The 19,042-nt window shown below is 32.4% G+C and carries 25 protein-coding genes and 3 pseudogenes; 24 read left to right on the top strand and 4 right to left on the bottom strand.

What is annotated here, in order from left to right; genetic code table 11:
• Window positions 1–67: 67 nt before the first annotated feature.
• Complete coding sequence (locus ACIQ7L_RS00825; RefSeq protein WP_400565561.1) at window positions 68–571, top strand: DUF3189 family protein; 504 nt, start codon at window positions 68–70, stop codon at window positions 569–571.
• Between the two features lie 277 nt (window positions 572–848).
• Complete coding sequence (locus ACIQ7L_RS00820) at window positions 849–1,061, top strand: hypothetical protein (RefSeq protein ID WP_400565560.1); 213 nt, start codon at window positions 849–851, stop codon at window positions 1,059–1,061.
• 135 nt (window positions 1,062–1,196) lie between these two features.
• Here the strand turns inward: ACIQ7L_RS00820 and ACIQ7L_RS00815 are convergent, their stop codons facing one another.
• Window positions 1,197–1,913 carry a hypothetical protein gene (locus tag ACIQ7L_RS00815; RefSeq protein ID WP_400565558.1) on the bottom strand — a complete coding sequence of 239 codons (717 nt, stop codon included), beginning with the start codon at window positions 1,911–1,913 and terminating at the stop codon, window positions 1,197–1,199.
• 611 nt (window positions 1,914–2,524) lie between these two features.
• Here ACIQ7L_RS00815 and ACIQ7L_RS00810 point away from each other — a divergent pair.
• The 5 genes from ACIQ7L_RS00810 (at window position 2,525) to ACIQ7L_RS00790 (ending at window position 5,382) form a co-directional block, all read left to right on the top strand.
• Window positions 2,525–2,878 (top strand): VOC family protein, encoded by a 354-nt coding sequence (locus tag ACIQ7L_RS00810; RefSeq protein ID WP_400565555.1) that lies wholly within the window; start codon window positions 2,525–2,527, stop codon window positions 2,876–2,878.
• Between the two features lie 86 nt (window positions 2,879–2,964).
• Window positions 2,965–3,420, top strand: a complete 456-nt coding sequence (locus ACIQ7L_RS00805) for an NUDIX hydrolase (RefSeq protein ID WP_400565552.1) — start codon at window positions 2,965–2,967, stop codon at window positions 3,418–3,420.
• 169 nt (window positions 3,421–3,589) lie between these two features.
• Window positions 3,590–4,057, top strand: a complete 468-nt coding sequence (locus ACIQ7L_RS00800) for a GNAT family N-acetyltransferase (protein WP_400565550.1) — start codon at window positions 3,590–3,592, stop codon at window positions 4,055–4,057.
• A 132-nt stretch (window positions 4,058–4,189) separates the two neighbouring features.
• On the top strand, window positions 4,190–4,618 hold the full coding sequence (locus ACIQ7L_RS00795) for an HXXEE domain-containing protein (protein ID WP_400565548.1): 429 nt from the start codon (window positions 4,190–4,192) through the stop codon (window positions 4,616–4,618).
• Window positions 4,619–4,839: 221 nt separating this feature from the next.
• Entirely contained in the window at window positions 4,840–5,382 is a 543-nt protein-coding gene (locus ACIQ7L_RS00790) for a GrpB family protein (protein ID WP_400565546.1), read from the top strand.
• Window positions 5,383–5,487: 105 nt separating this feature from the next.
• Here ACIQ7L_RS00790 and ACIQ7L_RS00785 read toward each other — a convergent pair whose 3' ends face one another.
• On the bottom strand, window positions 5,488–6,933 hold the full coding sequence (locus ACIQ7L_RS00785) for an aminotransferase-like domain-containing protein (protein ID WP_400566311.1): 1,446 nt from the start codon (window positions 6,931–6,933) through the stop codon (window positions 5,488–5,490).
• Window positions 6,934–7,091: 158 nt separating this feature from the next.
• Here ACIQ7L_RS00785 and ACIQ7L_RS00780 point away from each other — a divergent pair, with 158 nt between their 5' ends.
• From ACIQ7L_RS00780 to ACIQ7L_RS00735, 10 genes and pseudogenes are all read left to right on the top strand, one after another.
• Window positions 7,092–7,997 (top strand): DMT family transporter, encoded by a 906-nt coding sequence (locus ACIQ7L_RS00780; RefSeq protein ID WP_400565544.1) that lies wholly within the window; start codon window positions 7,092–7,094, stop codon window positions 7,995–7,997.
• Window positions 7,998–8,181: 184 nt separating this feature from the next.
• Window positions 8,182–8,646 carry a GNAT family N-acetyltransferase gene (locus ACIQ7L_RS00775; protein ID WP_400565542.1) on the top strand — a complete coding sequence of 155 codons (465 nt, stop codon included), beginning with the start codon at window positions 8,182–8,184 and terminating at the stop codon, window positions 8,644–8,646.
• Between the two features lie 67 nt (window positions 8,647–8,713).
• Window positions 8,714–9,157: an NUDIX domain-containing protein gene (locus tag ACIQ7L_RS00770; RefSeq protein WP_400565541.1), complete on the top strand. Its 444-nt coding sequence runs from the start codon at window positions 8,714–8,716 to the stop codon at window positions 9,155–9,157.
• A 414-nt stretch (window positions 9,158–9,571) separates the two neighbouring features.
• Window positions 9,572–9,892 carry a heterocycloanthracin/sonorensin family bacteriocin gene (locus tag ACIQ7L_RS00765; RefSeq protein ID WP_400565539.1) on the top strand — a complete coding sequence of 107 codons (321 nt, stop codon included), beginning with the start codon at window positions 9,572–9,574 and terminating at the stop codon, window positions 9,890–9,892.
• Window positions 9,893–9,975: 83 nt separating this feature from the next.
• Window positions 9,976–10,095: pseudogene (locus tag ACIQ7L_RS00760) on the top strand (GNAT family N-acetyltransferase); the annotation flags it as partial.
• Window positions 10,096–10,132: 37 nt separating this feature from the next.
• A complete protein-coding gene (locus tag ACIQ7L_RS00755; protein WP_400565537.1) occupies window positions 10,133–10,579 on the top strand; it encodes an NUDIX domain-containing protein in 447 nt (148 codons plus the stop codon).
• 464 nt (window positions 10,580–11,043) lie between these two features.
• Window positions 11,044–11,295 (top strand): heterocycloanthracin/sonorensin family bacteriocin, encoded by a 252-nt coding sequence (locus ACIQ7L_RS00750; protein ID WP_400565535.1) that lies wholly within the window; start codon window positions 11,044–11,046, stop codon window positions 11,293–11,295.
• 167 nt (window positions 11,296–11,462) lie between these two features.
• Entirely contained in the window at window positions 11,463–12,491 is a 1,029-nt protein-coding gene (locus ACIQ7L_RS00745; RefSeq protein WP_400565532.1) for a serine hydrolase domain-containing protein, read from the top strand.
• 31 nt (window positions 12,492–12,522) lie between these two features.
• Window positions 12,523–12,666 (top strand): hypothetical protein, encoded by a 144-nt coding sequence (locus ACIQ7L_RS00740; protein ID WP_400565530.1) that lies wholly within the window; start codon window positions 12,523–12,525, stop codon window positions 12,664–12,666.
• A gap of 302 nt (window positions 12,667–12,968) precedes the next feature.
• Window positions 12,969–14,177, top strand: a complete 1,209-nt coding sequence (locus tag ACIQ7L_RS00735; protein ID WP_400565528.1) for an L-lactate MFS transporter — start codon at window positions 12,969–12,971, stop codon at window positions 14,175–14,177.
• A 49-nt stretch (window positions 14,178–14,226) separates the two neighbouring features.
• Here ACIQ7L_RS00735 and ACIQ7L_RS00730 read toward each other — a convergent pair whose 3' ends face one another.
• Complete coding sequence (locus ACIQ7L_RS00730; RefSeq protein WP_400565526.1) at window positions 14,227–14,562, bottom strand: permease; 336 nt, start codon at window positions 14,560–14,562, stop codon at window positions 14,227–14,229.
• 255 nt (window positions 14,563–14,817) lie between these two features.
• On the opposite strand from ACIQ7L_RS00730, the gene ACIQ7L_RS00725 reads away from it, so the two are divergent.
• The 4 genes and pseudogenes from ACIQ7L_RS00725 (at window position 14,818) to ACIQ7L_RS00710 (ending at window position 16,228) form a co-directional block, all read left to right on the top strand.
• Window positions 14,818–15,258 carry an NUDIX hydrolase gene (locus ACIQ7L_RS00725; RefSeq protein WP_400566309.1) on the top strand — a complete coding sequence of 147 codons (441 nt, stop codon included), beginning with the start codon at window positions 14,818–14,820 and terminating at the stop codon, window positions 15,256–15,258.
• A 20-nt stretch (window positions 15,259–15,278) separates the two neighbouring features.
• Window positions 15,279–15,542, top strand: a pseudogene (locus tag ACIQ7L_RS00720) (DNA polymerase III subunit beta); the annotation flags it as partial.
• 45 nt (window positions 15,543–15,587) lie between these two features.
• A pseudogene (locus ACIQ7L_RS00715) lies at window positions 15,588–15,836 on the top strand (alpha/beta fold hydrolase); the annotation flags it as partial.
• Between the two features lie 59 nt (window positions 15,837–15,895).
• The gene (locus ACIQ7L_RS00710) at window positions 15,896–16,228 is read left to right on the top strand and encodes a hypothetical protein (RefSeq protein WP_400565523.1); all 333 of its coding nucleotides are present in this window, start codon (window positions 15,896–15,898) and stop codon (window positions 16,226–16,228) included.
• Window positions 16,229–16,442: 214 nt separating this feature from the next.
• On the opposite strand, the gene ACIQ7L_RS00705 is transcribed toward ACIQ7L_RS00710, so the two are convergent.
• Window positions 16,443–17,231: a LysR family transcriptional regulator gene (locus tag ACIQ7L_RS00705; protein ID WP_400565521.1), complete on the bottom strand. Its 789-nt coding sequence runs from the start codon at window positions 17,229–17,231 to the stop codon at window positions 16,443–16,445.
• A 120-nt stretch (window positions 17,232–17,351) separates the two neighbouring features.
• Between ACIQ7L_RS00705 and ACIQ7L_RS00700 the strand changes: the two genes are divergently transcribed.
• The 3 genes from ACIQ7L_RS00700 to ACIQ7L_RS00690 are packed head-to-tail and all read left to right on the top strand — an operon-like array spanning window position 17,352 to window position 18,666.
• Complete coding sequence (locus tag ACIQ7L_RS00700; RefSeq protein WP_400565518.1) at window positions 17,352–17,900, top strand: DUF4865 family protein; 549 nt, start codon at window positions 17,352–17,354, stop codon at window positions 17,898–17,900.
• 44 nt (window positions 17,901–17,944) lie between these two features.
• Window positions 17,945–18,358 carry a tautomerase family protein gene (locus ACIQ7L_RS00695; protein WP_400565516.1) on the top strand — a complete coding sequence of 138 codons (414 nt, stop codon included), beginning with the start codon at window positions 17,945–17,947 and terminating at the stop codon, window positions 18,356–18,358.
• Entirely contained in the window at window positions 18,358–18,666 is a 309-nt protein-coding gene (locus ACIQ7L_RS00690) for a carboxymuconolactone decarboxylase family protein (RefSeq protein ID WP_400565514.1), read from the top strand. The genes ACIQ7L_RS00695 and ACIQ7L_RS00690 overlap by 1 nt, the downstream gene beginning before the upstream one ends.
• The last annotated feature ends 376 nt before the right edge of the window (window positions 18,667–19,042 follow it).

Genomic DNA, 19,042 nt, shown 5'->3' with positions numbered 1-19,042 from the left:
TTTGATTAGTAAATGTAAAAACGGTGATACTAATAGACAATGAACGTTTACGACAAGGGATGATACAATGATTTTTATTTATACCGACTTTGGCGGAACACATACAACTTCACTTGCAGCAGCATATCATTTGAACAAACTTCCAACTGATCGAAAATTAACAAAAGAAGAAATTTTAAATGTAGATTATTTCAATAAACTTAAAACTTCTGATATGGGAAAAATTATTTTTCACGGACGAGATGAGGAAGGAAACCCAGTTTATACAATAGGGCACGGAACATCAAAGTTAGTTGTTCCAGCTATGAAGAATTTAGGAGAAATTCTTCAACAGCAATATCACAACAATGAAAAAATCATTTTTTCAAATACATCACCAACGGTGCCACTTCCTATGACGTTTGGAGGCTTGTTTTCAAGAAGGTTCCATATTGATTTTATTGGTGTTCCATTACTCGTATGGGGAGCAAAGCTTTGTTGTGATAATATACAACGACTTGTTAGTTATACAAAAGAGGCTGGAAGAATGACTAATGATTCTGTTGTTATTTTAGAAAATGAAACTTTTTAAGCTAAACGACCTTTGTTATAAGGTTATTAAACCTTCATTCTTGTGTTTATAAGCATCATCACTCTTTTTAATGCTTTTAATTTAAAACATAAAAAAGGACCGTTTTTTAAACTGTCCTTTTTTTACTATCTACAAAGGTAGATAAGCGAGAAGTAATGTGTGGAAATCATGAAACTCAATAGTTGTTCGGGGCTATCGGAAAGGTACGTATGCGGTATGTATAAAAAATAAATACACAAAAATAATCAAATTATTTATTTGAGAAGGTGGGAGAGAGATGGGGCAATTTTCAGTATATTTTCATTTTACAAATGGAACATACAAAAAGTGTGATATAGAAAGTGAAAGTCACGCAGAATTGATTCATAAAATTGAAGAAAGTAAATGGTTTGAAGACGGAGAATGTATCATTAATTTAGAAAACGTTACATATATAAAAATCAAAGAAAAGAATACAGCAGTGCGAAATATAACTCCAAGAGTACTATGAGATCGTGTCTTCTAGTTTTGTTTTTAATTAAGCCACTGCTCTCGGGCATTGACTGACATGGATGCTCTCTTTTTATTTTGAATAAAATGGACATTTAAATAGAAGCACAGGACTGTAATGTGTCCTGTGCTTTTTCTATAACAATTCGACTTTTTTTCGAATGACAATCTTATCAATATCGTCTTCTTCATCTCCAATAAATAAACCGCGCTCTTTCAAATATGTTTCAAAATATAAATCTGCTTCCGCACGCTCATCATAAGGTTTTACAGATAAAACAAATCCTAGTTTATTTTGTTCTTCCAAATGAGAAGTGGAGATATAAGCTGGAATATTATGACGTAAAAAGAGTTCCTTAACAGGAATAATCATATCCTTCATCAATTTTGATAACATGCTCATTTCAAAATCGAAGTTAAAGCGATCAATGCTAGATAAATCCGCGAATACAACTCCAATAAATCCAGTATTAAATACTTCTTGATATTCTGCTTCTTGATCATTGTCACCATAAAAATTCTTTTCAATTAAATAATTTTTAAAATAAGCAATGCCATCTGCTTGTTCAAACGGTTTTGTTGAAAGAACAAAACCAATCTTCTTTTGTTTATGTAAATACACACAAGACATATGTGCAGAAATAGTATGCTCTTTAAATAAAGAACTTGTTGCTCCTGCAAGACCATCTAATACATGATGGACAATTTGAAGCTTTTTTCGAGCAAAATAATAGGATTTTTTTTGTAATTCCAATGTATCAATAAAGACAGAGCCGATAAATCCTGTATTTGAGATAGTAGGTGTCTGCTTTTTTCTTCCTCTGCGCTTATTTTGAGCCATTGTAAAAATCATCCCTTCAAGTACGATTAAAATCAAAAGAACGTTTGTTCGTATATTTATATTTTACTATTTAATCACTATAAAGTAAAGGATTTTTCACTAAAATAGAAATAAAAAAGACACCTATAATAAGGTGTCTTAACGCAGTAGAGAAGAGGGCTCAACCCACTTTATTTGCAATTTATATTATGAAACAGAGACAAGTTCTTCTGAATCTTCTACATCTAAGTGACAATCCATTGTACGTACATCTTGATCTTCGTGACTTCCGAAATAAATAGTAATCTTCATATGTATCGCTCCTTTATTCTAGGAATACCTAAAATAATTACTAGTAATGTTACTGCCTATTATATACCACTTTTTCCATTTCGACAATCTTATCCAGATTACAGGTTTATTTTGTTAATATTAAGAATAATAACTTAAAGAGTAGTCCATTTCTTATTAAAAGGCCTTTTTACATTATTAATATTTTGGATCTTACTATATAAATTATTGTTTTGTTTAAACAGCGTCATTAGCGAGAAATAAAGAGTGATAGAATTGAGAAAATTGACAATTATATAACAGGGAAATTATTATGGTTATAATTGGATATTATGTTTGAAAGGATGGGTAATATGAATATATTAACAGTTGTACCACGTATATATGTTTCAAACCTACAACCTCATCTAGATTTTTACAAAACTTTATTAAAACAAGAAACACCTCATGAATTTCAAATAAACCAAACATGTGTCGCTAGATTTTCAAACTTATTATTAATAGCAGATGAAAGTAACGTAATTCCAAATCAAGTTGCTGCTACAATCACTACGGATGCAGTGCAGAAGGTAAAACAATTTATTTTACAGCAGGATGGTCATATTTTAGTAGAACCGATTGTAGTTCCTACGGGATTAAAAATGATTGTACGTCATCCAGATGGAAATATCATTGAATATATTGAGCCAAAGACTTCTGGAAAATAAAATGTGACTAAGGGACTTATACCTGAAAGACAAGAAAGTGAGAAGAATATTTAACAACAGGTTAGATTTTCAAAGGAGACATATATATGGGATATATGATGGACTTGCGTAATTTAATCGGAAGTAGACCTTTAATTATGGTCGGGGCGTGTGTACTTGTTATAGATAACCAGCAACGAGTTTTATTACAACTTCGAAAAGATAATGCGTGCTGGGGACTGATTGGTGGTTCTATGGAGTTAGGAGAAACACTCGAACAAGTAGCTCGTAGAGAATTACTTGAGGAAACAGGACTAACAGCTGAGAATCTTACATTAATTCATACATATTCAGGGGAAGCTTTTTATTACCAATATCCTCATGGTGATGAAGTTTATAATGTTGTAACAGCTTTTGAATGTAAAGAATATCACGGTTATTTCAGACCTGACAAGGATGAGGCAACTGAACTTCAATTTTTCTCTTTAGATGATTTGCCTAAAAATATAAGTCCACCAGATAGACCTGTACTTGAAGATTATAAGTTTAAATACACTTTATAAGAATTGGTGATTTAAAGGAACCGGTATTTCTGATGCTTTTAAAATACAGCTTAAAATAAAACAACACCTTAGCTAATTGCTAAGGTGTTTCAACAGAAGAAATAACCCATCCATTGTAGAGAATTTATTAAATTATATTCAAAAAAACTAATAGAAGGAGAAAATAGGAATGAACATACGTATCAAACAACTTAACAGTAATGTAGTTAACCAAGAATTCATAAAAGAAATTATAGAATTGTGGAATAAAAACGCTATAGAAACTGCAGAATGTGAACTAGATGAGAGTGATAGGAAGGCTATCCAAGAACAAATAGAACAATATATTCAATCAAAATATGGTGTAGTTTTTGTAGCAATTAATGAAAACCACCAGATTATTGGCTATGGTATTGCTTCTATGAAACAAGATTTAGTTAGCGATATGTTATATGGTCAAGTAGATGAAGTTTATGTAGCATCAGAGTATCGAAGACAAAAAGTTGCTAAAAACTTAGTAGATGATTTAATGAATTGGTTTAACCAACAGGATATTTCTTTGATCCATGTTTATGTCGATTTAGAAAATGAGTTAGCTTTAGAGTTTTGGGAGAAGATGGGGTTGGATAAGGAGTTTTTTATTCTATCAAATAATTAATTTATAATAAAAATCTATTTTGGTATCACTAAAGAAGAATTCAACACTTTATATTTTCCTAAATAAAAACTGGGAGTTATAGAGAGTCTTCCCTATTTATTTCAAAAATGATAAGACTGGAGGTAAGGTAGAGTGATTCAAATAGAAAATGCTATTTGGGTGTTTGTAATTGTTTTCATGCTTCATGATTTTGAGGAGATTATCAGTGTTGAGAACTGGGCGAAGAGAACAGAGAATATGCTACAAGATGAGAAAAACTGGATCAAGAGAAATATTTGGAAGTTTTGGAATGTTAACTCGTATTCATTTGCAAAAAGAGACGTATTTATATTTTTAACAATGTCAATTATTACATTTCTTAAAGTCCAATATTTAGAGAGTACTTGGAGTTCTATGTTATTTTTGTTTTTCCTCCTATTTGTATTACTACATAATATAGTTCATGTTTTACAAACCGTTATACTAAAGACATATACTCCAGGACTGTATACATCTATTATTTTAGTAACTCCATATACGATTTATTTAATACATAGGTTAAGATTGGAAAATTTAATATAAATATTGCCACCTTATAAAAATTAACCATGAAATAAGAAAACGCTGGGATTTCTAAATTTGTCCAAGCGTTTTTGTATGTTATTTATATTAATTGTTTTGCTATTCCTAATGAAATTGTTAATTTTATTGTTTTGGGGAAGCATTCTTTTTTAGCTTGATAGCGATGTGCTGAGATTCCTATTAGGAAAAGAAATGAAATTATGATGAGGAGGACGACAACGATGGCTGAAAAAACAAGAATAATAGAGATTATGCCATATAACCCTGAGTGGAAAACAGAATTTAAGAAAATCAAAAAGGTGATTGAAAGCTATATCGGGGATTTAATATTAAGAATTGAGCATGTAGGAAGTACTTCTGTTGAAGGATTAGCAGCAAAACCAATTATTGATATTGACGTAATTATAGAGAGTTACGATTTGTTACCTGACATTATAGAGCGATTAGAAAAAGAAGGCTATCAACATCAAGGTAATCTAGGAGTGGAGGGACGTGAAGCTTTTCAAAGAAATAATGAAGATAATTTCATGAAGTATCATCTCTATGTTTGCCCAAAGGATGGAAAAGGGCATTTAGAACATGTCGCTTTACGGGATTATTTATCAGCTAATGAGGCTGCGCGGAAAGAATATGAAGAACTAAAATATCGATTAGCTGAGAACTATCGATATGACATTGATCGTTATTGTGAAGCTAAAACGGATTTTGTAAACAAGATTTTAAACAATATGCTTTACAAAAATGAGAGAGGAAACAAAGGATGAGAATTGCTGCTTGTAATAGAAAAGAATGTTCATAAAGGTAAGTTGTCAACATCTTAACATAGGAATCCTTTTGAAAGTCCTCTTCCTTACATGAAGAGGACTTTTCTATGATTTCATTAATTCACGAACAATTTGGCTTACTTGATAGATTCCTTTCGTAAGGTCTTCGATAGGTGCATAGCCATATGATAAACGAATATGCTGATCCGATTCCTCTCCATAAATACGCCCTGGGTTAAGAAGAATGCCTTTGGATAATGCTTTTGAAAATAGTCTTTTCATTGGAATTTTCGGTTGTATCTTTAGCCATATAAAAAATCCTCCGCTAGGGACATCCCACGTTGCGATGTCATTACAATACATGTTCAGGGTTTGAATCATTACTTCTCTTCGTTTTGCCAGCTGCAATCTGACGGATGCTACATGTTTCTGATATAAGCCACTAGATAACCATTCCGCAGCAACTCTTTGTGATAATGAGCTAGATCCATAATCCGTTTGCATTTTTATGTCTGATAATCTCTCAATCACAGGTTCTGGACCAATAATCCATCCAATTCTTAATCCAGGACTCAGAGTTTTTGATAAACTACCGATATACAATACATGTCCATGTTGATCTAGTGCCTTTAACGGAAGTGGAGGTGGTTCATCAATCCATAATTCTCGATAAATATCATCTTCAATGACAGGAAGTTGTTCTTTTTCACAAATCTTCATAAGTTCTTTTCGGCGATTTTCCGACATTAAAACACCTGTTGGGTTATGAAAACAAGGGATAGAATATAAAATGTTTTTCTTTTGACTATATTTACTTCGTTTGGATAAATCGCTTGGTATGACACCATGTTCATCCAGCGATATTCCCGAAAGATGTATACTTGCTGATTGGAATACATGAAGTGAGTATAAATAAGAAGGCTTTTTAAGTAAAACTGTGGATTCGCTATGCAAAAGACCAACTGATATTAGCTGTAGCGCTTGTAATGCTCCAGAAACAATTAGTATAGAAGACGGAGATACATCAATACCAAATGATTTTACGTAATTACTTATTGCCTGACGTAAAGGGAAAAAACCTTTTGGTTCTTCGTATCCGAAAGTATCTAGTTTGTTAGACACACTCTGCATAACTAATTTCATTGTTTCTAATGGGAAAATATCAGAAGCAAGTTCTCCCTTACTAAGCTGAATGAATTTCTTATTTGCTTCCACTTCATTAATTTCTTGAACGATTAATTTACTTGGTTTATGTACTCCTGTTTTTACATACTCATTCCAATTAGGTGGAGGATTCGTTGCTAATAATGACCATGTATTATTCATTACAATTGTCCCCATACCCATTTGTCCTCTAATTAAACCGTCTGCTGTTAGTTCTTCTAACGCTGTAATTACTGTACTTCGATTTACATGGAACAGTTTTGCTAATTTTCGTTGGCTTGGAATTTTACTCCCGATTGGCCATTCTCCATTCGCAATCTTTTCTTTCATATAGTCTATAATCTGTTGGTATTTTGGAAGTTGTTTATCTGTTTTGTCATTGTACATATTCATAAAAAAACTCCCTTTATCCACTATAAAAATGCGAAGTGGTTGTTTTTTTCAATACATAACTGGTTGAAGACATTGTATCAATTATTAAATATGATGAAAAGAAATAATTGGTAAAAGAAAAATGGTTTCCTTTTATAAAGGGGAGGAAAGCGATGAAGAACCAAAAATGGGATTTTCGTATTTTATCCGCACATGCTCTTACTATTATTCTTTGGGGAACCGCATTTCCAGGGATTCGTATGGGACTTGAAGCGTATACACCTGAACACCTTACATTACTGCGTTTGCTAATCGCTTCATTTATGTTACTTATCTTTGCATGTATAAACAAAATGCAGTTACCAGAGTTAAAAGATATACCGGTAATTTTCATACTAGGATGTTTAGGTTTTACTGTTTATCATCTCGCATTAAATTACGGAGAGAAAAGCGTCAGTGCTGAACCAGCGAGTTTTATTGTATCAGTGACGCCTATATTTACTGCAGTTCTTGCTCTTATATTTTCTAGTGAAAAGCTAAAGCTAAATGGATGGATTGGCGGTGTAATTAGCTTAATTGGAGTAGCCATTTTATCATTAGGTGATGGAGATTTGCTCCACTTAAATAGTGGGGTACTATTTATACTACTAGCAGCATTTTCAGAGAGTCTATTTTTTGTTTTCCAAAAGTCTTATTTAAAAAAATATGGTTTTCTTGCATTTACAACTTATACAATATGGGCTGGAACCATAGGTATGCTCATTTTTTTACCAGGAATCGATCAAGAAATAATAAAAGCTCCTATAGAAGTGACTCTTAGCGCGTTATATTTAGGGATTTTTCCGACGGTACTACCCTATGTAGCCTTAGCTTATATTACATCTCATGTAGGTGCTTCCGAAGCAACAAGTTCTCTTTATTTAACACCAGTAATCGCATGCTTTGTAGCGTGGATTTGGTTAGGAGAAATACCTAATTTCATTTCTATAGTTGGAGGGGGCATTACAATAATCGGGGTTTTAATTGCTCATGTAACGAGCGAAAGGAATTGTTATAAACAAAACGAAAACACGTTGTAATTACACGTAATTCAACGTGTTTTCTCATGACCACCATCCTAATAAATAAACGAATCTCCTACATATACATAACTATTGTAAGTGCCTACTCTTGTAGAGAGGGAATGATGACGGCTCGTTGAATATATAATACAGGAATTCTATGTTATGAAAGAAAGATATTTTCCAAAAGGAGTTTCAAACGATGAATATTCAATTAAAAATGATAACAAGAGATAACTGGGAGGAAGCACTGAAATTACAAGTATCAGAGAAACAAGTTACATTTGTACCGGCAGTAGCAGTATCAGTATCACTTGCTAAAGTATACATTAAGCCAGATGGTGAAAATATCGAATATATTCCATTCGCCATCTATGATGGCGATCGTATGGTTGGATTCATTATGCATGCATTCGAACCAAATACATCGGACATGTATTGGATTAATGGATTTATGATTGATGAACAACATCAAGGAAAAGGATATGGTAAAGCAGCTTTAGCTAAAATGATTAAATGGATTACGACTGAATTTATGGAATGCAAGGAGATTAGGTTAACTGTACATAAAGAGAATATTATTGCAAAGAAGTTATATGAGGACTACGGGTTTAAAAAACTTAATCATGTTTATGACGGAGAGCAAGTATATCGTTTACATGTGTAACTTTCATTTAAGATTTAACTAAGATAGATGCTATTAAACAACTTTTAAACATGGAGGGGAACTTTAATTGACAACAAAATTCCATCATATTGTAAGAGGAATCATTATAAAAGATGAAAAGCTTTTAATCGCAAATTACATCGGCCATCACTATTTTTTACCAGGCGGTCATGTTGAATTAGGCGAATCTGCAGAAAAGGCATTGATTCGTGAATTGAAAGAAGAACTAGGAATTGATTGTATAGTGAAACGTTTTTTAGGAGTTATTGAAAACCAATGGGGGGATGAAACACTTCATTATGAAATCAACCATGTTTTTGAGTTTGATAGTAGCGATTTAAGTAGTTACTTATCACCTACTTCTAAAGAATCACATTTGACATTTCGTTGGATTACACCTAATGAAGAAAATTTAACTACCTATAAAATAATGCCCGATCCTTCAGTCCGAAGATTAATAGAAAAGGTGCAAAAAGAGGAACTATCAAGTTGTTGGCTTAGCAATCTATAAAATAACATGCAAGGGTACTACGTTGTAAAAAAACATGATATAAGTACCCTTTCTCGAAAAACTAATATACTCTTAGTTCATCTTTTTAAAAATTTAATATCTGTGTTTTTTTTGACTAAAAGATATCACGCAAAAAACTACCACGCTTAAGCTATAGAACTAGAAAATGATGACATAAAGCTAAATGTTATTGTTTAAATTCATATTTTATTATTTCCATTTATACAAATGAATCCATAGTAAATACCCATCTAAAAATAGGCATTCGAACAAGGTACAGCACCTAGTGATAGTTCATATTTTGTTGTTGTACGTATTGAACTTAGTTTATAGCGCTATTTCTACTTAGACTTAACGACCAGAAATATAGGAAGGCATCGATGGGGTTTTAATTTATAAACGGAGGTCATGAAAATGAATGAGTTTCAACAAGAACTACAAGCATTAAGCCTTAATGATTATCAGTCTGGAAATGTTGTGTATTGGGACCAGCAAAACCAATATCCATATTACTATATTGAAGATGATGCTCGTCGCTGTGGCCGTTGTGGCGGTTGTGGTCGTTGCGGTGGCCGTTGCGGTGGATTTCGTTGTGGTGGATTCCGTTGTTTTGGTTGCTTCGGTTGCTTTAGCTGTTTTGGTTGTGGCGGTTGTGGCGGTTGTGGCGGTTGTGGCGGTTGTGGTGGCTCTAATTGTTTTGACGGTTTTAATGGTGTTACTTGGTGGGTCATTTAAATTCGTGACATAAATAAAGATATTTTTGAAAGAAAAGTGTATATACAAGTATGAACTGTAGAGACACTTTTCTTTCATTATAAGAGATTCGTTTAACTGCACACAAAGAGAACACTCGGGCAAAAAGGTTATATGAAAGCTATCGTTTTGTAAATCTTGGTCATGTTTATGATGGAGAAGGAGTATATCGTTTACTTGTTTAACTTTAATTAAGAAAATGGATAAAGAGGAGAAACCTAATTGAAAACAAAATTTCATCATATTGTAAGAGGAATCATTATAAAAGATAACAAACTTTTACTAGCAAATTATAAAGGGCATCATTCTTTTCTACCAGGTGGTCATGTGGAATTAGGAGAACCTGCAGAATGCGCATTAATTCGTGAACTTAAAGAAGAACTAGATATAGATTGTGAAGTTAAGCACTTTTTAGGAGTGATTGAAAACGAGTGGCAAGATAGTGAGACTCTTCATTATGAAATAAATCATGTTTTCGAAGTCTATAGTAAAGACTTGCATAGTGATATAACACCGATTTCGAAAGAGTCTCACTTAAATTCCCATTGGATCATCCCTAACAATGAAAATCTAATTACATATAAAATAATGCCAGAACCCTCTGTACAAAGGTTAATAGAAAAATTTAAAAAAGAAGATTTATCAAATTGTTGGAATAGCAATTTATAAAGTATTGCTGAAGGGTATTGGGTACTTAAGTGTTAATAATACTGCATAGTACCCAACTAATTCTTAATAACTATTAAAGAAAGTCATCATCCCCATCAAATGAAATAATTGTTTCACCTTTATTGTACAAAAGAAGTAAACCTCAAACTGTGCTCCTACAAAGAATATAAGATTCTCTCCTATATTTACAAATGAGAAATTTATATAATTTCATATTTGTAAAATTTCTTTTATCATCTCGTTTATAAAAACGAATCCAACATACAAGCTATCTAAAAATAGGCAATCGAACAAGGTACATCACCCAGTAAAAACTCATATTTTGTTGTTGTACGTATTGAATTGGTTTCTAGTTTCTATATTTATCGCTGTTAACTATGCAGATTAAACGAGCAAAAAATATAGAAAAGCAACGATGAATTATGCTGGATAGAAGTTTTAATTTATATATGGAGGTCGTTAAAATGAATGAATTTCAACAAGAACTACAATCATTGAACCTAAATGATTATCAGCCTGGAAATGTTGTGTACTGGGATAATCAAAATCAGTATCCATATTATTATTACGCACAAGAAGATGCTCGTCGCTGCGGCGGCTGCGGACGTTGCGGTGGTTGCGGTGGACGTTGCGGTGGCTTTGGACGTTGTTTCGGATGCGGCGGCTGTGGGGGATGCTTTAGCTGCTTTAGTTGCTGGAGCTGGTGGTTCATTTAACTTTGTAACATAAATGAAGTTATTGTATGAAAGAAAGGTGTATGTACATGTTCAAAGTGTAGAGACACTTTTCTTTCATTTTGTGAATTAAACAAATAAAAGGGCATCTTCTATTTTCGTCGAAATTAATATTTGATATAGCATTTCATATAGAGGTGACTGGTACATTGGATACATATCAAAAATTAGTTTCATGGGTAGAAGATATAAAAGAACGGAATGATAGTTCTGCAGCAGCACTTTTTATTATGAAAGATAATGAAGTGGTACTTGAACATTATAGTGGAAAACATTCTAATACTGAAGACAGTGCATCTATAACAGCCTCTTCACAATTTAATGTTGCTTCCGCTAGAAAGAGTTATTTAGGCATAGCAATCGCTTATGCACTGTATGAAGGGAAGATAAAACATCTCGACGAATATGCAGCTGATTATTTTAAAGACTATGATAAAAATTTGCTTGGTAAGACAACATTAAGGCATTTAGTAACCCATTCGCATGGTTTAAATGAAAAAGAAGACGGGACCATTTATCGAGAATTTGAACCTGGAAAAGAATGGGCGTATAGAGATATTAACGTACGTATGATAACTCGCCTTATTTATCAACTATACGATAAACATTTTTCTGAGTTATTAAAAGAACGTATCTTTACACCTGCAGGCTTTACAGAAACAGGATGGAGAAAAAAGCACCATAAGAATTTGGTCAAAGTAATAGTAGATCCCCATGAAGAAGCAATATGTAGTACAGGCGTTGCAGATGATGGAACAGAAAAAAATCTTTTTGTTTCTGCTAGAGAATTCGCTTACTGGGGGAATTTGCATTTAAATAAAGGATATATAAATGGAAAACAAATTGTACCACAAGAAGTTATTGAGCTTGCTACAAGTATTCAAAGTCCAAAATATCCAAACAAAGAGTTACCCCAAAACGGATTTTTTTGGTATGTGCAACATACACCCACGTTACAAAGCGAAATTGGCGAAAGAGTCCCAAGAGGTTCCTATCAAATATTAGGAATTACAGGACCGACAGTTTTAGTTATCCCTGAGTATAATGTTGTCGTTGCAAAAATGTATAATAAAAGATATAACTACGGGGGAGACAACTACCTGTATTATTTACGTGAATTTAGTAATTTAGTCGCTGATACATTTTGTACCAGTAAAAATAATTCAATTTGGGTATAACTATTTTTATAAAGAAAAGGAGTGAGCCCTTATGAAAAAAGAACCTAATAAAAATAAAAAACAAAATGTAAAAGATATGAGTACTGAACAAAATGCAATTTACAGTGATCCGAAAGATGCAGCGAATATGCAAACTGTTCCGCAGCCAAAAGATTACGAGGAAATCGAATATTAATTTCCTTTTGTTTTCCATCAGACTTTTTTATGAAAGAAAAATACATCTTAAGCCCTATAACAATAACAACATTGTTTGATACCATATATACATAAACATTTGAAAATGTCTTATCTTAACACAGCTTTTCTTTAATAAATCTGTATATAATCTACAAAAAGACACTTCTTAACGGAGTGTCTTTTTGTATGCTAAAAACAATACGTTATCTTAATTTCCATTTTAATATTCGTATTTCATGTAGGATGATGGATATACTAATTTTTGAAAAAACATGTCACTAAAAGAAAGGGACATTTAGCATGAAACAAGCATCTGTACATCCATGGCTTATTGTCCTAGGCACAATTATTATACAAATTGGTCTTGGAACAATTTACACATGGAGTTTGTTTAATCAACCTTTAGTGAGTAAATTTGGCTGGGAACTTCAGGCTGTAGCGATTACTTTCTCCATTACCAGCTTTTCTTTATCGTTTTCCACTTTGTTTGCAGGAAAATTACAGCAAAAAATAGGTCTTCGTAAACTAGTTGCAATCGCAGGAATTGTATTAGGATTAGGCTTAATACTTAGCTCACGAGTTTCCTCATTACCTTTATTATATATATTAGCTGGTGTGGTAGTAGGTTATGCAGATGGGACAGCTTATATCACATCATTATCCAATTTAATCAAATGGTTTCCAAATCGTAAAGGTCTCATTTCGGGTATATCTGTTTCAGCTTACGGAATGGGGAGTTTAATTTTTAAATACGTAAATGGTATGCTAATTGATACAGTTGGGGTATCAAAAGCTTTTTCATATTGGGGTATTATTGTTTTGATTTTAGTGCTAGTAGGTTCATGCTTTTTACGTGAAGCCGCTACAAATGAGGCAGTATCTCAAGCATCGAGTAATGATTATACAACTCAAGAAATGTTACGCACAAAACAAGTATACCTTTTATTCTTTATGTTATTTACGTCATGTATGAGCGGCTTATATTTAATTGGTATGGTAAAAGATATAGGCGTTCAGCTGGTAGGACTTAGTGCTGCAACTGCCGCTAACGCTGTTGCAATGGTTGCAGTCTTTAATACTATTGGTCGAATTATTCTTGGAACGTTATCAGATAAAATAGGACGATTGAAGATTGTTTCAGCAACGTTTGTTATTATCGGATTGTCTGTTTTTACATTAAGCTTTATGGAGTTAAACTACGCAATTTATTTCGCCTGCGTAGCAAGTGTTGCTTTTTGTTTCGGAGGAAATATTACAATATTCCCAGCCATTGTAGGTGATTTCTTCGGTTTGAAAAATCATAGTACAAATTACGGGATCGTTTATCAAGGATTTGGATTTGGCGCGCTTGCAGGTTCGTTTATTGGTGTACTATTAGGTGGATTCCAATCAACTTTTATTACAATTGGTGTGCTATGTATTGTGTCCTTTATTATTGCGATCTCCATTCGCCCTCCAAGCCCAGAAAAGAAAGAAGAAATACAAAAATCATATCAAAAAGTAGTTTAATCCATATAGAATTCTTCGTAAAAAAGAGCCCTTCATATTAGGGCTCTTTTTAAAGAGATTTAAATTTTTTATTTCCAGTTATTTTATAAATCATATAGTTCACACCCAAATACGTGACACCAAATAATAAGAAAAATGCTATAAATAAAATAAGAGCTATTAAACAACCTCCAATATCTCCATTAAAATTTGCAACTGCATTTGAAAAATCCCAATCTTTAACTTTACTAATCATATATCCCAGAATATAAGAAGATACAAAGCAAATAACAAAAGCCCCAGTAAGATATACTGTAAATTCCCGATTCGATATTGCATTCACTATGTAATAACCAAATCCTAAAAATGTACCTAAAACTACTAAAAATAATAATGCTTTAAACAATTTCTTGATAGTCATCCAACACCGAAACAGGAATTGCCTAAACGTCTGCCGTTTACGTCGTTTTATTTTATGTTTCTTCATTCCAATCATCCATCCACAATCAACAGTCTTCCACAATTATACAATTTTAATATAAAGAATTCTATTGAAATTGTATGTAAACCTCTTAAACCAAATGCGTTTGCATGTATTTTCCAAACATTAATGATAGAATAAATTAAATGCAGAAAATTCTATTATTAGAGGGTGGTTCCTATAAAAAGAGTAAATGTAACATATGCGCTACTTTACGATGAATTTCACGAAAAGATATTGATGGTCAAAAATAAAGGAAGACATTCTTCTTATTTTACTTTACCAGGTGGTGCAGTTAAATTAGGTGAAACGTTAGAAGAGGCCGCCATTCGGGAAGTAAAAGAAGAAACAGGTTTAGATATAACAGTAGGAGGGATTTTCTCAATAAGTGAGGCTTTTTTTGAAGAAAAAGATCATCATGTCATTTTCTTCAACTTTTTAGGAAAAGTAATTGGGGGAGAGATACATATATCACGTCCAAAAGAAATTGAAGAAATCACTTGGATGGACTTACAAACAGCAGCACCTTATTTGCGCCTTCCTGAACATGTAAAAGATTTATTACAAAGAAGAGAAACTGTACCTTATATTTTTAACGGGACAATTCTTCACAAGTCATAAAGCAAATATTTTTCAGGTGGGAAAACATCGATGAATCTACAATAAGAATTTCCTCTAACACTTCCCAAATAGGTAAAATATCCGAGACACAGCAAATAGATACACTTAGCGGACAAAAGCAGTTAACTATTTCATTTGATGGCCGCTTTATGGTGGAGGCTTTGAAAACAATAAAAGGAGAAACGATTAAATTAAGTTTTGGAGGTTCAATGAGACCAATTTTAATCGAATCGGTAGACTACTCGTCGCTACTACATCTTATTTCACCGGTTCGATCCTATTAGACACATATCAATATAATAGGCTGGATTAGAAACTAGAAAAAATAAGGAGCGTGTTTAAACTACTTTATTCAAATTGAGTGTACAACGTATGATGTACGAGAAAAGTTAAAAGATGTAAAGATACCTAGTTTTATTTATTGTGGTAAATATGATGCGCAATGTCCATATGAGTTTTCAAAAGAAATTGCAGATTTGATTCCTTTTTCTACAATGACTACATTTGAAGAAAGTAACCATAATCCGTTTGTTGAGGAAATGAAAAAGTTTGAAATGTTTGTGAAAAGTACTTTGTGAAGAAATGAAGAATAGTAACTGCTTAAAAGAGCTAATAGAAAAATAACGGAGGAGCAAATATGTATACATATACGTCTGTTGCAGCATGGTTTTTGGTGTGCTATTACGCTTTTTTTGCACTGACGATTGGATCAATTGTGTGGGCGTTAGTTAAGGGGTGGATGGGAGCACTTTCCATGATCACGCTTATTATTACGTTAACTTTGCCAATTGTAAATTTGCTAAGTAGCATCGGTAGAGATGAGGGGTTAACAGAAATTGATTGGTTATGGAAAGAGTTGCTACGAGGGGAAATGTGGGCTCTTTATGTAATGGGAGGATTTGTGTACTTAGTGGTATGGTGGTGCATGTTAATCTTCAAAAGCAATCCTTTAAAAGATGTAAATTTGTAAAGCTATTATTTATTTGAAGAAAACTTTTATTCCTTGAACTTTTGAAATAAAGTCGCGACGTTTTAAAAAATCCTCCCTTTAGACAATCGTATCTAAAGAGGGGATTTTTTTGTCTCCGAAAGAAAAAGAACACCTAATGTTTGAAAAGTAGATTAAAGAAGGTCGTATAAATTGCACTCTTCTTAAGTGTTATTTTGCAAGGCGAATTCATCTATCAATCAAATAGCTCGCTTGGGATTACTTTTTCTGATTCTCGAATCGTAAAAAAATTAATAGGTATTTTTTGTATTGGTACTTCCTCAATTTTTTCTAATTTATCATTGTTAATAGGTAAAAAAGCTAAACCCTTTCCCTGAGCAATGAATTCTTGAATAAGTGAATAAGAATCTAGCTGCTGAAGTTGCTTTTTAGAGAGATTATTCTCCTCCATAAATTCAATTGTATGATTTCTAAAGGGACATTGTTTATCGTGGCTAACAAAAAAGAACTCCTTTGAATAGTCAATATTAGATTTTTCTTTTGCTTTTAGTAACCCCATAGAAACTGTTGTACTGAAGACTTTTTGAAACACTGGATCGGAATAATCCCCATAAGTTATGACCATATCAACTCTTTGTTTCTTTAATAGTTGTTGCAGGTGATTACTATTTTCCATATATATTTGATAATTCCTGAAATTTTCTTTGATACGGATACTTAAATAATTTAACAAAATAGATTGTGACGTCGCTATTCGATAAGAATCACCACTCATTTTTATTTCATTTTTTGCTTCTTCTACTAGATTTAGTATTTTATTCGTATAATCTAACAAAATATCGCCTGATGGTAATAGTGAAATACCTTTGTTATATCTATGTAGTAACGGTGTTTCTAACTCTTGTTCTAATCTTTTAATTCTTTCCGTTACATTTGGTTGAACATAACCTAGTTCTTTTGCAGCTTTACTGATTGAACCTTCATTCACTACAGTTTTAAATATGATAAGATCATTTATTTCCATTCATTTCAACCCCTTATTGAATATCATTATAAATGATACCATGCATAATTTATACCTATTTTACACTGCTTTAATCTCGAATTATCATAATTTATATAATCTTGAAAGTGAGTGATAAACATGATTGGAATGCAATATAAGGTTGTTTTGCCAAAAAATTATGATATGGAGATTATTAGAAAAAGGGTGCAAGACAATGGACATAAAACGGATGGTTTTCTAGGGCTTAATTTTAAAGCGTACTTAATCACCGAGGCAGAGAAAAACAAAAATTTATATAATTCCTATGCACCGTTATATATTTGGAATAACTATCAAGGAATGAACAAATTTATCTTTGAGGGTTTTTATGACAATATTTTAGAATCCTTTGGATGGCAACACATTAATATTGGTGTTCCTTTATCTATTAACTTAGACAAAGATTTTAATAAAAGTAGATATGTTGTTGAATATGCAGGGAATATTCCTAAAAGCAAATCATTAGCCAAAACATCATTTAATACTATTAATCAATATGTGAAAAATGCAGAAAAAAGTTTGGGGAATTTATTAGTTTATAATCCAGATAAATGGGGCTATAGTCAATTCAGTTTTTATCAAGAAAAACCAAAAATTAACTCATCAGACCATCTTACAGTATATGAAGTTTTGTATATTTCACAATAGAAATTAATATCAAAAACATACAACAAGAAAGGAAATGAAAATATATGCCTTTTGTTAACGTTTATTACCCTGAAGGTCTATCAAATAAAGAAGAATTAGAAAAGGTGAGCAATAGTATTCATCGTTCGTTAATTGAACATTTCGGAGTTCCTGAAAATGATTACTTTCAAATGTTTTTTCCCTACCCATCTAATCATTTTTTTTACGATCCGTATTACCTGTTAGAAGGAGGCAAAAAGAGAACAGAAAAAATAATGCATGTTTCTATTACATGTGGGCCAGGAAGAACAATAGATCAGAAAAAGAAATTGTATCAATCCATATCAAAAGCTATTTCTAATCATTTAAACATCTCTACAGCTGATATTTTTATTACATTAAACGAAACATCTGCTGAGAACTGGTCATTTGGTCAAGGAGTAGCACAAATGGTTAATATGACGGAGGGAAAAGAATAGTGAATGATCGTATCGAATCCAACATACCAAAGAAAATGAGAAAAATGGCTCCCGATTTTGTCGATTATAGTGAAAATATATTATTCGAAAAAATATGGAGAGATCCTACTTTAACATCCAGAGAAAGAAGTTTATGTACACTATCTGCTCTAATTAGTATCGGTAATACTGAGCAACTACCATTTCATCTACAATTAGCTAAAAAGAATGGACTTAACGAAAAGGAAATCATTGCTTTGATAACACATATGGCCTTTTACGTTGGATGGCCTAAAGCTGCTTCTGCGTTAAATATAATAATAAATTAAATATCATTACGTTAACTCTGCCAATTGTAAATTTGCCAAGCAGCATCTCGGTAGGGAAGAGGGATTAACAAAAATTGATTGGTTATGGAAAGAGTTGCTACGAGGGGGAAATGTGTGCTCTTTATGTATCGGTATTATTTAAACTGGATTATCCTTACAAACTTGTAATGTTTATGTCACCTTCTCCAATAGCACTTAAAAAACCTTTCCTTATATACTTGAATTATACTTACTAAAAGGGGAGTGAAAAAGCATGGATGAAGGAATCGGGGAAGTTGTAGTTGGCTTATGTGAATTCGTTCTTGAAATTTTGACTTGTGGAAATACGAATGGAGAGAAAAAGGAGTAATTCCAATTGTCTTTCATTAGATATGCT

This window comes from Bacillus sp. NPDC094106 (genome assembly GCF_044764345.1).
Classification (GTDB): Bacteria; Bacillota; Bacilli; order Bacillales; family Bacillaceae_G; genus Bacillus_A.
The sequence above is the reverse complement of the archived record's forward strand: the minus strand, read 5'-3'. Positions and strand labels throughout refer to the sequence as shown.

Excerpts from the sequence above, each read along its gene's own strand:
- ACIQ7L_RS00825 (WP_400565561.1), top strand. The coding sequence starts at position 68 with ATGATTTTTATTTATACCGACTTTGGCGGAACACATACAACTTCACTT.
- ACIQ7L_RS00820 (WP_400565560.1), top strand. The coding sequence starts at position 849 with ATGGGGCAATTTTCAGTATATTTTCATTTTACAAATGGAACATACAAA.
- ACIQ7L_RS00815 (WP_400565558.1), bottom strand. The coding sequence starts at position 1,913 with ATGATTTTTACAATGGCTCAAAATAAGCGCAGAGGAAGAAAAAAGCAG.
- ACIQ7L_RS00810 (WP_400565555.1), top strand. The coding sequence starts at position 2,525 with ATGAATATATTAACAGTTGTACCACGTATATATGTTTCAAACCTACAA.
- ACIQ7L_RS00805 (WP_400565552.1), top strand. The coding sequence starts at position 2,965 with ATGGGATATATGATGGACTTGCGTAATTTAATCGGAAGTAGACCTTTA.
- ACIQ7L_RS00800 (WP_400565550.1), top strand. The coding sequence starts at position 3,590 with ATGAACATACGTATCAAACAACTTAACAGTAATGTAGTTAACCAAGAA.
- ACIQ7L_RS00790 (WP_400565546.1), top strand. The coding sequence starts at position 4,840 with ATGGCTGAAAAAACAAGAATAATAGAGATTATGCCATATAACCCTGAG.
- ACIQ7L_RS00785 (WP_400566311.1), bottom strand. The coding sequence starts at position 6,933 with ATGTACAATGACAAAACAGATAAACAACTTCCAAAATACCAACAGATT.
- ACIQ7L_RS00780 (WP_400565544.1), top strand. The coding sequence starts at position 7,092 with ATGAAGAACCAAAAATGGGATTTTCGTATTTTATCCGCACATGCTCTT.
- ACIQ7L_RS00775 (WP_400565542.1), top strand. The coding sequence starts at position 8,182 with ATGAATATTCAATTAAAAATGATAACAAGAGATAACTGGGAGGAAGCA.
- ACIQ7L_RS00765 (WP_400565539.1), top strand. The coding sequence starts at position 9,572 with ATGAATGAGTTTCAACAAGAACTACAAGCATTAAGCCTTAATGATTAT.
- ACIQ7L_RS00750 (WP_400565535.1), top strand. The coding sequence starts at position 11,044 with ATGAATGAATTTCAACAAGAACTACAATCATTGAACCTAAATGATTAT.
- ACIQ7L_RS00740 (WP_400565530.1), top strand. The coding sequence starts at position 12,523 with ATGAAAAAAGAACCTAATAAAAATAAAAAACAAAATGTAAAAGATATG.
- ACIQ7L_RS00735 (WP_400565528.1), top strand. The coding sequence starts at position 12,969 with ATGAAACAAGCATCTGTACATCCATGGCTTATTGTCCTAGGCACAATT.
- ACIQ7L_RS00710 (WP_400565523.1), top strand. The coding sequence starts at position 15,896 with ATGTATACATATACGTCTGTTGCAGCATGGTTTTTGGTGTGCTATTAC.
- ACIQ7L_RS00705 (WP_400565521.1), bottom strand. The coding sequence starts at position 17,231 with ATGGAAATAAATGATCTTATCATATTTAAAACTGTAGTGAATGAAGGT.
- ACIQ7L_RS00700 (WP_400565518.1), top strand. The coding sequence starts at position 17,352 with ATGATTGGAATGCAATATAAGGTTGTTTTGCCAAAAAATTATGATATG.
- ACIQ7L_RS00695 (WP_400565516.1), top strand. The coding sequence starts at position 17,945 with ATGCCTTTTGTTAACGTTTATTACCCTGAAGGTCTATCAAATAAAGAA.